Genomic DNA, 11,717 nt, shown 5'->3' with positions numbered 1-11,717 from the left:
ATTTGTAACCTATTGACTTTGTGAATGTATTCACATAATATATTAGATAGGATATGAATTACTCTACTATACAACTTTTAGAATTGAGGGAGTAATTATGACAAAAATTAAATTTTTTGGTACACGTGATTATGAAAAAGATGTAGCTTTGAACTGGGCTAAAGAGAATGATGTTGAAGTTTCATTCTCAAATGACTTTTTAAGCTATGATACTTTGGATCAGCTTGAAGGGTTTGACGGCGTTACAACAATGCAATTCGGCAAACTTGAAAAAGAAGCTTACCCTAAATTAGAAGCAATGGGCATCAAACAAGTTGCACAACGTACTGCAGGTTTTGATATGTATGATTTAGAATTAGCGAAAAAACACGGTATTATTATCTCAAACGTGCCTAGCTATTCTCCTGAAACAATTGCGGAATACTCAGTAGCTGCTGCATTAAATCTTGTACGTAGATTCCCACGTATTGAAAAACGTGTTCAAGACTATGACTTTACTTGGGATGCGACAATTATGGCAAGACCAGTAAAAGACATGACAGTCGCAATTATCGGTACAGGACGTATCGGCGCATTAACTGGTAACCTTTTCGCAGGCTTCGGTGCTAAAATTGTAGGTTATGATTTATATCCAAATGATTCATTAGATTTCTTAGAATATAAAGATACGATTGAAGAAGCAGTTAAAGATGCGGACATCGTTTCTTTACACATGCCAGGTTCTGCAGACAACCACCACATTTTCAATAAAGAAATGTTTGCGAAATTCAAAGATGGCGCAATCTTAGTTAATGCAGCACGTGGTGCAGTTGTAGATACAGAAGCATTAATCGATGCGGTCAATGAAGGCAAATTAACAGGCGCAGCTGTCGACACTTACGAGTTCGAAATGCCTTACTTCACATTTGACTTTACTGGTAAAGAACTTGAAGATGAAACATTCAAAAAATTAATCGAAAATGACAGAATTCAATTAACACCACATATCGCATTCTTCTCTGATGAAGCGGTACGTAACTTAGTTGAAGGCGGATTAAATGCTGCACTTAATGTCATCAAAACAGGCGATACACCAACACGCTTGAACTAATTATTGTGAGTCGAAGTTATTTTATATAAAGGAAGTCGGATCAGCTCAACTGATTCGGCTTTTTAATTTGTATCATATACACAAAAACAGGTGAAGACTTCAAATCTCCACCTGTTTGATGTGTTGTGTATTAATGTTTAATGCGATTTAAGCCACGGTTTTTAAAGCCGCCGACTTTATATGCGATAAATAATAAGATTAACCAGAATGGTGAGAAGTATAAGGCTACTCTTGTATCTTCAGCTAAGAATAAAATCGCGATAACAATAACGAAGAAGACAAGGGTACTATATGAACCAACTACACCAAAGAAGTTTTTAAATTTTGAAGCAGCATGTAATTCAGGATGTGCTTTACGATATTTGATATAACAAACTAAAATAATTGTCCAAATAAAGATAAAGAAAATTGTTGCGACTGTAGTTACGACTGTGAATACAGTATCTGGAATAACATAGTTCAATAATGCTGCTAAGAATAAGACAACCCCTGAGAAAATCAATGCATTGTATGGGACCCCGTGACGATTGGCTTTACCTAAAGCTTTAGGTGCGCTGTCTGAAACAGCTAAACCATAAACCATACGACTGTTACTGAATAATCCGCTGTTTGCGGCACTAGATGCTGAAGTTAATACCACAAAGTTAACGATACCCGCAGCAGCTGGAATACCGGCTAAAACGAATAAGTTAACGAATGGACTTTCTTTAGGATCTAATTTATCCCATGGTGTGATACTCATAATAACCATTAAGCTTAAAACATAAAAGATGATGATACGAATACCGACGCTGTTGATGGCTTTCGGTAAGTTCTTTTCTGGATCTTTTGTTTCACGTGCAGTAACACCGACTAATTCAATCCCTACGAAACTAAATACTGCCATTTGGAAAGCGAGTAAAAAGCCCATAACCCCATTAGGGAAGAATCCGCCGTGAGAGTAAAGGTTGCTGAAACCACTTTGAATATGGTTAGGTGATGAGAATCCAGTAAAGATTAAATAAAGGCCAATGACAATTAAGAATAAAATCGCAATAACTTTAATAATCGCAAACCAGAATTCGATTTCCCCATAAGCTTTAACGGTCATTAAGTTTAGTGCAAGTAGTAAGATAACTGTGATAATCGCTGTTAAGTATGGTGGGAAAGACGGCCACCAGAAATTAATATATTTGGTTACAGCTGTGATGTCCGCAATACCTGTAGCTACCCAACAAAACCAGTACGTCCAACCTGTAAAGAAACCAGCCATATGGCCTAAATAATCTTCCGCAATATCAATAAATGAATTGTATTGACTGTTTGATAAAAGAAGTTCACCTAATGCACGCATCATAATGAACAAGAAGAACCCGATAATGATGTAGGCCAAAAGAATGGATGGCCCAGCTAACGCAATACTTTTCCCTGCCCCCAAGAAAAGCCCCGTACCGATAGCGCCCCCGATGGCGATCAGCTGAATGTGACGATTGGTCATACTGCGTTTTAAATCATTGTTTTCCATGATGTTACACCTCTTTGTAGTTTTTATATAGAGAATGGATGGCGTGCAGAGTGAAACTGCGAACTGCATATCATCTATTTTCTTTTTATGTTGTACGGAATAGAATATGTGTATGGAAGTATTATACACTAATTTTAATGAGTTGCGTGACTAATTTTTAATTTTTCTAAATCAAATTTCAATGAAAGCGTTTTATATATGATTTTAGAAGATAACATCATACATTATGAGATTTAGGGTAAAAAATGACTGAGCGAGTGAATTATTAAAAAGATAAAATAAGGCGCAGAATCAAAGGAGAAGGTAACAGTGAAAAAATTAATAACGGGATTGCTTTTTGCGTCTATGACATTGATATTATCAGGATGTGCTTCTTCAGAAGTGAAAGAAGTCAAACAAGAGGCCAAACAAGAACCGACGCAAAAAGCACCGCCACAACAAGAACACAAGAAAGATACTGGATCTGCGACATCAGAAGGACAACAAGTGGATTTAAATCCGTCTATCTTTGACAAAAAGAAAAAGAATCAAAAATTGACTAAAGCAGAATTAAAACAAGATATCCAAACGTATTTGAATGCTGATCATGATATCACACGTATTTATGAACACTATCAACAAAAGCTTCATTCAAAAGAAGGGCTTTCTAAACGCGATGCAAAACATATTGAAAAAGCCAGTGAGCTAGCAAGTACGAATGATAACAACTTTGCGCAGTATATTAATGAAAATCGTTTACCGAAAGGTTATGACGGACACGCGCATAAAATTAATCGCTACATTACAAACTCTAACCAATACCTCAGAGATATCGATGAAAAAATAGATACCGCAATTGCTTCTTCAAAAAATGGACGTGTTTCTGTAAAAGAAGTCGGTGCGATTGAAAAAGGAAACGATAAACCTAACAAACGTGAACAAAAGAAAATTGAAAAAATATTGGAAGAAGAAAATATAGATACACGAGCATTCAAATAATCATGAGGGCATTCTTTTTGGAATGTCCTTATTTATTTATGAACCTTTTCTTGAGTGAAACAAGTGTATAATGGAGTCAAGTTCTTAAAGTATAGATGAATAATAGAAATAAGAAGGTGATCTATATGACATCAGTTCTAGAAATTAATAATCTCACAAAACGCTTTGGTAAATTCGAAGCACTCTCTAAATTAAATATGAGGGTTGAAGAAGGAGAAATCTTCGGCTTTATTGGTCCGAACGGTTCAGGTAAATCAACGACAATTAAGACGATGTTAGGCCAATTAAAACCAAGTTCCGGGAGTGTTACGTTATTTGGTAAGGATGCGTTTAAAGAAGCAGTAGCCATACATGAACGCATTGCGTATGTCCCAGGTGATGTGAATTTGTGGCCGAATTTAACTGGAGAAGAAGTTATTGAGTTCTTATTAAGCTTACAAAAGTCAGTGAACCATGAACGTAAACAAATGTTAATTCGAGATTTTGAGTTGGATATTCACAAGAAATGCAGTGCGTATTCTAAAGGGAATCGACAAAAAGTTGCTTTGATTGCCGCACTAAGTATGGAAGTAGATTTGTATATTTTTGATGAACCAACGTCTGGTTTAGACCCTTTAATGGAACGTGTCTTCCAACATCATGTAAAAGCGTGCCGTAAGTGTGGAAAAACAGTGCTATTATCAAGCCATATTCTTTCTGAAGTAGAACAACTATGTGACCGTGTAGGAATTATACGTAAAGGTGAATTAATAGAAACAGGCACATTAGATGAAATGCGTCATTTAACACGTATGCGCTTTACCGTCATGACACAAGAGATACTAACACATTTAGACGCGCAACCAGGTGTACATGATGTAACCAAACAAGATGAAACGTATCAATTTCAAGCGGATACTGATCAAACCAGTACAGTGATTCAATATTTAAGTCGCTTCAACATTAAAAAGTTAGAAAGCCAACCGATGACTTTAGAAGATTTATTCTTACGACACTATGGCGAGCAGCTAAAAGAAGGTGAGTAAGATGGCACAAAAGCGACTGACACTTTCTAAGATAATGTTGTTTTATTTGAAGCGGAATAAATGGTCTATCATCTTTTGGTTAGTAGGGTTAATCGCATTAACCTTAATGATTCCGCAATCATTTGCGAATTTGTATCCTGATAAACAAGCATTAGTACCACTGTTTGAAATGTTTAAGAATCCTGCGATGCAAGCGATGCTTGGTAAATTCTCTTTAGACCAAATGACTATAGCGACGATGTTCAGCTATGAGATGTTGATGTTTACTGTGATTCTCGTCAGTATTATGAATATCTTATTTGTTTCGAAAGATTCAAGAGGGGATGAAGAAGCGGGACGTTTAGCGATGTTATCTGCTTTACCGATAGGACGTATGACATTGATTTTGAGTACGATAATTCAACAAGGAATCGTTAATGTCATTTTAGGTATATCAATCAGTATAGGCTTGATGTTTACAGGTATTGATCATTTTACTGTTGAAGGCGCATGGCTATACGGCATGCTTATTGCGATATCAGGTTTTATGATAAGTATGTTGACATTACTTGTCGCGCAATTAACCACGACACAAAGTCAGACAACAGGCATCAGTATTAGTTTGTTATTGATAATGTATTTAATCCGTGCCATAGGCGATGTGTCAGCTTCTTGGCTTTCTTACATTGTTCCGCTTGGCTGGATCACACGTACCGATATTTATAGTCATAACCATTGGTGGCCGGTTGCTGCGTTATTTGGAATGTCTCTCATATTATTAATTATTGCGGTGATATTGAATAGACACCGTGATATGGAGTCTGGGTTATTGCCAACGTTTAAAGGGCATTCGTGTGCATCATATTTATTAAAATCACCTTTAGGACTACAACTTCATTTACAGCGTACGGGAATAATCGTTTGGGCTATAGGTATGTTGATGTTAGGTTTGTCGTATGGTTCGGTATTTGGAGAATTAGAAAATTTCTTTAAAGAAAATCCGCTGTTACAAAGAATGTTGACTGGCAAAGGAAATAACTATGCTGAACAATTTGTGCCGATATTGATGGCAATTATGGGTATGATTTCAACGATACCTGTTTTAATGGCAATCTTTAAAATCCAAAAGGAAATCAGATTAAGCCATACAGAAAGTATACTGGCTTTGCCCATACATCGCATACGTTATTTAATGAGCTTTATTTGGATTGGATTGATCAACAGTGTCTTGATGATTAGTTTAGCTACGTTAGGAATGTATATGGGTGCTGTCTCAAGTATGGATAAACCTATTGCTTTTAATAAAATCTTCACTGCAGGGTTAGTTTTTATTCCAGCAATATTAGTCTTTGCGGGATTGGCTGTTTGTATTATCGGTTGGTTTAAGAAAGGGAGTTTAATTGTCTATCTCTATTTAGCTTACTCTTTCTTAGTCGTATATCTAGGACAATTATTAAATATAAAGCAATGGTTGAAAAAAGTGACGCCGTTTGGGCATGTACCACGTCTGCCGATTGCAGATATGGATTGGTCTGCGACTATAATTATGCTTGTGATAGCAACGATACTATTTATTTTGGGCATTGTTGGTTTTAAATATAAAGATATTTCTTAGACATGAATATAGAAAACAATTCAAAAAAATTAAATTCTAATCGCTGATATATCTTTTTCTATGGAAATATGGTAGATTTAGAGGGTCATTACAGAGCATGGAGGAGAACATGGAACAAACATTACCTAATTGCCCGAGCTGTGGTTCGGAATATACGTATTTAGATGGTGCGTTATTTGTCTGTCCGATGTGCGGACATGAATGGACGCAAGATTCAGTAGAAGAAGCTGAGGAAGCGTTAAAAGTACGAGATGCCAATGGTCAAGAATTACAAGACGGTGACACTGTGACAGTGATTAAGGACTTGAAAATCAAAGGTGCTTCATCTGTGATTAAGCAAGGTACGAAAGTTAAAGGTATCCGTCTAGTAGATCCTGAAGACGGTCATGACATCGATTGTAAAATTCCAGGTGTCGGTCAAATCGGTTTAAAATCGATTTATGTTAAGAAAATCAAATAGTATTGCGTTGATGTAAACAGATATCAGCGTAGGAAAGCCCTCCTATTCAAACCGAGTAGGAGGGCTATTTGTTAATGTTTGTATTTAAGTTTTCGTTTTAAAACGGTACTGATGATATCGCTGATTAAACAAGTAGCAAATAACAGTGATACAAAAATAATGTTAGTAGTGCTTTCAATTTTAAATCCTGCTGAAAAACCATTTGTTTGCATATTAAAGTAGAAGTTAATGGACAATAAAACTAATAAAGCAATAAAGCTGACAATCGTGATAATATCGGCAACACGCTTAGCAAAAGAAAGATTCATAGTAGACACACCTTCTTTGTATGTGATTTATATTGCTTTTCTTAATTGTAATATAACATATTTTTTAATTGAATGATTGTAGAATCTAACCTCTTATCACATGAATAATCATTAGTCAGACTATATAATAGAGGTGTATCTAAAATATGAATTGATGATTGAACACAAAAAGGGGTTGTGCACATATGAAAAAATTAATTCAAGATAAAACTACAATACTTTCAGATATGTTAGAGGGTTTAGCACTTTCAAATCCCGAGCAAACTGTCATTTCTGAGACGGTTGTTGTTAGAAAAGAGAAAAAGCAACAAGGTGTTGCGTTAGTTTCTGGCGGAGGAAGCGGACATGAACCTGCACATGCAGGCTATGTTGCACAGGGAATGTTAGATGCGGCAGTATGCGGTGAAATCTTTACATCGCCGACACCGGATAAAATTTTAGAAGCGATTAAAGCTGTTGATAATGGTGACGGTGTCTTATTGATTATCAAAAATTATGCCGGAGATGTTATGAACTTTGAAATGGCGCAAGAAATGGCTGAAATGGAAGGTATCAAAGTCGGTAAAGTGATTGTCAGAGATGATATTGCGGTAGAAGATAAAGAGATGCGCCGTGGTGTAGCAGGCACAGTTTTTGTGCATAAGTTTGCAGGTTACCTTGCTGAACAAGGTGAATCGCTAGAAACGATTGTAGAACAAACTGAAGCATTATTAGCTGATATGCGTACTATTGGTATGGCGCTTACACCGCCATTTGTACCATCCACTGGTAAGTATGGCTTTGATTTAGAACCTGGGGATATGGAAATCGGTATCGGTATTCATGGGGAACGTGGATTGAAGAGAGAAGCGGTTAAACCTATCCAAGATATTGCGACTGAATTAGTTCAAGCTTTGAACGAAGAAGTCCAAGCGAAAGAAGTCATAGTGATGGTAAACGGCATGGGCGGCACACCGCTTTCAGAATTAAATATCGCAGTGAAGTATATCAAAGCAGCACTTGAAGCAGAAAATGTTTCAGCCAAAGACTGGTTTGTCGGTGATTATATGACATCGTTAGATATGCAAGGTTTCTCATTAACATTATTAGAAAGTACTGAAGACCGTTTGAACGCATTAAATGCACCGACAACAAGCCGTTATTTCGGATAACGCACAAGGAGGAAATGAACTATGAATGCAGAAACATTAAAACAACGTTTAATTCATTTACAAGAAATTTTTCAAGAACGTGAAGATACATTAACAGAACTTGATCGTGCCATTGGTGATGGTGACCATGGTGTCAACATGGTAAGAGGCTTTAATGCCTTACCACAAGCATTAGAAAATGCGGACACAGTCCAAGATGTTTTGAAAACAACGGGAATGACTTTAATGTCTAAAGTTGGTGGTGCTTCAGGTCCATTATACGGTTTCAGTTTTGTCAAAATGGCACAAGTTGCGGAAGATGAGATTACAGAAGACAACTTACCTAAGTTGTTAGAGGCATTTTCACAAGCGGTACATCAACGCGGTAAAGTTGAACTAGATGAAAAAACAATGTACGACGTGATTGAAAGAGCGAGAGAAGCGGTAGAAAATGGAGAGACTGTTGATATCGCATACCTTCAAACACTCGCAGATAATACAGAAGATTTAGTTGCGACAAAAGGACGTGCAGCTTACTTCAAAGAAGAGTCAAGAGGTCACACAGATCCAGGTGCACAAAGTAGTGTTTATATCTTAAACGCATTGATAGGAGATGAGTAAATCAATGACAGCGATTATTGTAGTCAGTCATAGTGAAGAAATCGCAAACGGCATCAAAAAACTTATTAGCCAAATGGCTGAAGGCGTGCAAGTGATTCCAGTCGGCGGCAGTGATGGTACTATTGGAACATCCTTTGAACCTATACAACAAGCAATTGAAGGTTTAAAAGACGATGCGATTTGTTTCTATGATTTAGGTTCAGCAGAAATGAACTTAGATATGGCTATTGAAATGTACGATGGACAATATAGAGTAGAGAAAGTAGAAGCACCTATTGTAGAAGGCAGCTTTCTAGCAAGTGTCAACATCTCTACTAGTATGAGTTATGAACAAGTTGTAGAATCAGTTGAAAGTGAATATAGATAAAAATAACGGCGCATTTGTGTAAGCAAGTGCGTCGTTATTTGTTTATTGCACAAATATAGATTGGCAATAAATACACTCATAATATGTGTTGTGAAGTATTAAAATTTAAAATAAAGATTGAGCAACATTTACTTTTGTTTAAAAACGTTATGTAGTATATTGATTATAAGGCAAATGCAAACCACAAAGAAATACAACATAGAATCGAAAGCGTTGGTGAACAAATGTTTAGCTTTATACTGCCTGCTTATAATGCAGAAGAGACAATCAGTAAGACGATTGAGAGTATCTTAAACAATAGGACATCTCAAGAGATAGAAATCATTGTGATAAATGATGGAAGTACAGACAACACTAAAAGAATTTTAGAAAGATATGATGATCAAAGAATAAAAGTTATAAACCAAGAAAATAAAGGTGTCAGTGCGGCACGTAATGCCGGCTTAAATGCATTGGATAAAGCTTCTTTATTTACTGCATTTATAGATGACTCTGATACTATTAGCGAAAATTATATTGAAGCACACCTGGAAATTTTTGAGCAATATCCAGAATTAAAGTTATCAGTAGCTCCGATTATACTAAATAAAAATAATCAATTATCCCCACAATCTTTGAATTTCAAATTTAAAAATACATCAGGTTATGTAGATATCAGACAACATTCAACATCTATTCAGTACCATATGGGAGGTACTGTGTTTCGAAGTGAAGTGTTTAACTCACAACACCATAAGTTTCAAGAAAACCTGACTTTTTGGGAGGACGCTTTATTAATCAATACGATATTACTAGAAAATCTGAGGTATGGACTGGTTAATGGTGCTTATTATTATTATGATCGCAATAATACAAATTCATTAAGCCATGCTGCATGGGGCGAAGAAAGCAGATATACAGCACATTTGAAAAATGCATATTTTCCATTAATTGACCTATCAAAGAAATTATACGGTGAGGTTCTTCCTTATATTCAATACTTAATCGCAAGACACTATTTAGGATATCTTGCAGAGTATAATCAAAAGTACATAATCGAGCATAAGTCATTTATTACAGAGACATTTATGCATCTTTCAAAACAACTGTTTATAAATATAAGTACTAAAACAATAGACCAATTAGAATGCCCGCTTTACTGTAAAATTTACATGTACCAATTGAAAGATATGAAAATGGATTTATCTTTACTTCACAAACAAATTAAAGTACTGCTTCAGGGTTACAATTTTAAAAACGGAACATTACAATTCACTTTTTCTAATGAAGCTGTTGGGATACCTGGAGAAAGTAAGATTTTTATTACTAACACAGAAGCGACAATCTTTAGTTACTATGAGAGATGCATATTAGGTAAAGAAATTGATAGGGATGTAACAGTTAACAAATATAAAATTCGAGTTAGCTTATGGAGAGTGTTCCTTGGATTTATAGTACAAATAAAAGGTGAAGAAAATAACTATTCGATAATAAGTCCTTCAATATTTAAAAGACTATCTACGAAATTGCATAGGAGGAAATAAACGATGATTTCAGTGATTTTACCAGTTTATAACGTCGAAGATTACATAGAAGAGTGTTTAGATTCATTATTAAATCAAACTATCGGCGAAGAAAATTTAGAAGTGATTTTAGTAGATGATGCGTCAACTGATAATTCAGTTGATAAAATAAAAAGCTATAAAAATAAATTCACTAACTTAGTGTTATATCAATATCAAAAGAATAATGGTTCGCCAGGCAAACCAAGAAACAAGGGCGTTTCCTTAGCAACTGGAGAATTCATACATTTTATGGATCCTGATGATGTGCTATATGAAAATACTTATGAAATATTATTAAAAAATATTAAAGAAAAAGATGATTTTGTGATGGGGAAAATGGTGGCTTTCAATGAGGACGGAAGCACTTTCCAACATGTTACTTTTAGAAACTATAAGATGCAAAAAATATATGTAAGCACTAATTTAAAATCAACTCCATTTTTTGCACAAGTTAAAGTGGGAGTAGTTTTAAAGTTAATTAGAAAGCAATTTTATTTAGAAAAGAATGTTCATTTTGTAGAGGGTATGAAGAACGGCGAGGATAAATTAGTAGATGCAATGCTTTATACAATGGCAAGACATTTTACATATATTCCAGAACCGGTTTATCTATATAGAAATCGAATTGAAGATGAAAATGAATCTTTAACACACGGTGAAATCAGTAGAAGTATTAATAATGACATAGAAGCCTTTAGTATTTGCAGACCATATTTTTCTTCTGAAGAATTAGAGTTCTTCAAAATAAATGTATTCAGATCTTTGTTCTGGAAAATTATTTCAGAGGACTTTTTAAATAGCGCAGAGTCATACAAAGTTAAGGTATTGAAGGAAATTCATAATAAAATTCTTCCAATAAATGAACAGATTTTAAAGTTATATATGGATAATGAAGCTACAATTATAAAATTGATTTCAAAGAGTGAATATGAGCTAGCTATTAAATATATTGAATTATTTCATAATAGAAGAAAAAGTTATTATAGAGGTTCAGAATTATTAAGAAAAACAAGAGAGGCAAAAAAATTTATTAGCAGCAAAAGTTATAAGCTATATAGCTTGTTGAGTAAATATAATATTTTGAGATAGTAGGGGT

The 11,717-nt window shown here is 35.0% G+C and carries 12 protein-coding genes; 10 read left to right on the top strand and 2 right to left on the bottom strand.

Annotated features, from left to right (window positions below):
• Nucleotides 1–97 precede the first annotated feature (97 nt).
• The gene (locus HMPREF2937_RS10560) at nt 98–1,090 is read left to right on the top strand and encodes a D-lactate dehydrogenase (RefSeq protein WP_002479959.1); all 993 of its coding nucleotides are present in this window, start codon (nt 98–100) and stop codon (nt 1,088–1,090) included.
• Between the two features lie 130 nt (nt 1,091–1,220).
• On the opposite strand, the gene HMPREF2937_RS10555 is transcribed toward HMPREF2937_RS10560, so the two are convergent.
• Nucleotides 1,221–2,594, bottom strand: coding sequence for an amino acid permease (locus HMPREF2937_RS10555; protein WP_002479958.1), 1,374 nt, complete (start codon nt 2,592–2,594; stop codon nt 1,221–1,223).
• A 309-nt stretch (nt 2,595–2,903) separates the two neighbouring features.
• Between HMPREF2937_RS10555 and HMPREF2937_RS10550 the strand changes: the two genes are divergently transcribed.
• The 4 genes from HMPREF2937_RS10550 (at nt 2,904) to HMPREF2937_RS10535 (ending at nt 6,651) form a co-directional block, all read left to right on the top strand.
• Nucleotides 2,904–3,572 (top strand): NDxxF motif lipoprotein, encoded by a 669-nt coding sequence (locus tag HMPREF2937_RS10550; RefSeq protein ID WP_057510064.1) that lies wholly within the window; start codon nt 2,904–2,906, stop codon nt 3,570–3,572.
• Between the two features lie 125 nt (nt 3,573–3,697).
• Nucleotides 3,698–4,597 carry an ABC transporter ATP-binding protein gene (locus HMPREF2937_RS10545; protein ID WP_070864546.1) on the top strand — a complete coding sequence of 300 codons (900 nt, stop codon included), beginning with the start codon at nt 3,698–3,700 and terminating at the stop codon, nt 4,595–4,597.
• Between the two features lies 1 nt (nt 4,598).
• On the top strand, nt 4,599–6,191 hold the full coding sequence (locus tag HMPREF2937_RS10540) for an ABC transporter permease (RefSeq protein ID WP_070864545.1): 1,593 nt from the start codon (nt 4,599–4,601) through the stop codon (nt 6,189–6,191).
• A 109-nt stretch (nt 6,192–6,300) separates the two neighbouring features.
• Nucleotides 6,301–6,651 carry a zinc ribbon domain-containing protein YjdM gene (locus tag HMPREF2937_RS10535; protein WP_002479954.1) on the top strand — a complete coding sequence of 117 codons (351 nt, stop codon included), beginning with the start codon at nt 6,301–6,303 and terminating at the stop codon, nt 6,649–6,651.
• A gap of 71 nt (nt 6,652–6,722) precedes the next feature.
• On the opposite strand, the gene HMPREF2937_RS10530 is transcribed toward HMPREF2937_RS10535, so the two are convergent.
• Entirely contained in the window at nt 6,723–6,959 is a 237-nt protein-coding gene (locus HMPREF2937_RS10530) for a hypothetical protein (protein WP_002479953.1), read from the bottom strand.
• Nucleotides 6,960–7,144: 185 nt separating this feature from the next.
• Between HMPREF2937_RS10530 and dhaK the strand changes: the two genes are divergently transcribed.
• The 5 genes from dhaK to HMPREF2937_RS10505 all read left to right on the top strand — a co-directional run bounded on the left by dhaK (nt 7,145) and on the right by HMPREF2937_RS10505 (nt 11,710).
• Entirely contained in the window at nt 7,145–8,110 is a 966-nt protein-coding gene (gene dhaK, locus HMPREF2937_RS10525) for a dihydroxyacetone kinase subunit DhaK (protein ID WP_070864544.1), read from the top strand.
• 21 nt (nt 8,111–8,131) lie between these two features.
• Entirely contained in the window at nt 8,132–8,710 is a 579-nt protein-coding gene (dhaL, locus tag HMPREF2937_RS10520; protein WP_060804421.1) for a dihydroxyacetone kinase subunit DhaL, read from the top strand.
• Nucleotides 8,711–8,714: 4 nt separating this feature from the next.
• Nucleotides 8,715–9,077 (top strand): dihydroxyacetone kinase phosphoryl donor subunit DhaM, encoded by a 363-nt coding sequence (dhaM, locus tag HMPREF2937_RS10515; protein ID WP_070864543.1) that lies wholly within the window; start codon nt 8,715–8,717, stop codon nt 9,075–9,077.
• Between the two features lie 224 nt (nt 9,078–9,301).
• A complete protein-coding gene (locus HMPREF2937_RS10510; protein ID WP_070864542.1) occupies nt 9,302–10,600 on the top strand; it encodes a glycosyltransferase family 2 protein in 1,299 nt (432 codons plus the stop codon).
• 3 nt (nt 10,601–10,603) lie between these two features.
• Nucleotides 10,604–11,710 carry a glycosyltransferase family 2 protein gene (locus tag HMPREF2937_RS10505; RefSeq protein ID WP_070864541.1) on the top strand — a complete coding sequence of 369 codons (1,107 nt, stop codon included), beginning with the start codon at nt 10,604–10,606 and terminating at the stop codon, nt 11,708–11,710.
• The last annotated feature ends 7 nt before the right edge of the window (nt 11,711–11,717 follow it).

This window comes from Staphylococcus sp. HMSC061G12, assembly GCF_001838465.1.
Classification (GTDB): Bacteria; Bacillota; Bacilli; order Staphylococcales; family Staphylococcaceae; genus Staphylococcus; species Staphylococcus simulans.
Note: the sequence above shows the minus strand (reverse complement) of the source record. Positions and strands in the feature narration are given on the sequence as shown.

Bases quoted from the DNA above. Each gene is read 5' to 3' on its own strand.
- HMPREF2937_RS10545 (WP_070864546.1), top strand. From the start codon at position 3,698: ATGACATCAGTTCTAGAAATTAATAATCTCACAAAACGCTTTGGTAAA.
- dhaM (WP_070864543.1), top strand. From the start codon at position 8,715: ATGACAGCGATTATTGTAGTCAGTCATAGTGAAGAAATCGCAAACGGC.
- dhaL (WP_060804421.1), top strand. From the start codon at position 8,132: ATGAATGCAGAAACATTAAAACAACGTTTAATTCATTTACAAGAAATT.
- HMPREF2937_RS10510 (WP_070864542.1), top strand. From the start codon at position 9,302: ATGTTTAGCTTTATACTGCCTGCTTATAATGCAGAAGAGACAATCAGT.
- HMPREF2937_RS10530 (WP_002479953.1), bottom strand. From the start codon at position 6,959: ATGAATCTTTCTTTTGCTAAGCGTGTTGCCGATATTATCACGATTGTC.
- HMPREF2937_RS10560 (WP_002479959.1), top strand. From the start codon at position 98: ATGACAAAAATTAAATTTTTTGGTACACGTGATTATGAAAAAGATGTA.
- HMPREF2937_RS10505 (WP_070864541.1), top strand. From the start codon at position 10,604: ATGATTTCAGTGATTTTACCAGTTTATAACGTCGAAGATTACATAGAA.
- HMPREF2937_RS10535 (WP_002479954.1), top strand. From the start codon at position 6,301: ATGGAACAAACATTACCTAATTGCCCGAGCTGTGGTTCGGAATATACG.
- HMPREF2937_RS10540 (WP_070864545.1), top strand. From the start codon at position 4,599: ATGGCACAAAAGCGACTGACACTTTCTAAGATAATGTTGTTTTATTTG.
- dhaK (WP_070864544.1), top strand. From the start codon at position 7,145: ATGAAAAAATTAATTCAAGATAAAACTACAATACTTTCAGATATGTTA.
- HMPREF2937_RS10555 (WP_002479958.1), bottom strand. From the start codon at position 2,594: ATGGAAAACAATGATTTAAAACGCAGTATGACCAATCGTCACATTCAG.